This window comes from Methylophaga sp. UBA5088, assembly GCF_002414625.1.
In the GTDB taxonomy this organism is placed as follows: domain Bacteria; phylum Pseudomonadota; class Gammaproteobacteria; order Nitrosococcales; family Methylophagaceae; genus Methylophaga; species Methylophaga marina.
This window is the reverse complement of record NZ_DIAC01000036.1, coordinates 370-974: the sequence shown is the minus strand read 5'-3', so window position 1 is coordinate 974 and position 605 is coordinate 370. Positions and strand designations below refer to the sequence as shown.

Annotated in this window: 1 protein-coding gene; it reads right to left on the bottom strand. The window is 40.0% G+C overall.

From position 1 onward, the window contains the following. Window positions 1-198: 198 nt before the first annotated feature. Window positions 199-605: hypothetical protein (locus B4K20_RS04885; RefSeq protein ID WP_289282076.1), on the bottom strand; the 407-nt coding region annotated here is incomplete at its 5' end.

Here is a 605-nt window from a genome sequence, read left to right as displayed (position 1 = left end):
GTCTCTAATTAGATCGGAAAGCTCGCTTTCGTTTAACCCGCCTTTTATTCCCTGATGCACAACATCTCTATTGCCTTCAAACTCTGCCTTTAAAGTTGTTATTTTCGCGCTGAATTTTTTTGATATGATACTCATTTACTTACCTAATAAGGGTGTAGAACCAATGGGGTCAGACAGTATCTAACCCCTTGGTTTCGATTAGGGCGGTCCCTCCTTGAATGATTTGTTAGGCGTAATTTCGAAGAAAAACTCTTCAAGCTGAACTGCGACATAAATAATGTAGTCTGCGATATCAAGTAGATCAGCATCATTAATTGTTTCGGTAGTTCTAACGAAACCCTTTTTTGCTTTGGCTGTAGATTTAATTCTTTCTGCCTTTAACTCGCTAAGGTAAGGCCCAGACCACTCAGAGTGCAAAATTTGATTTCTTTTTTCTTCTGCTCGAAAGCATTGACGCTCTATTTTTCTCCAACATTCCAGTGTGTCGTCATTGCCTGTATTAAACCTTGTTGAAGGCGCCATAAATTTAACTAAGGATGCTAGGACATGGACTTTGCTTCGGAAAGAGAGCTCTGAAATGACTATGGAGCTTCGTTCTGGATCTG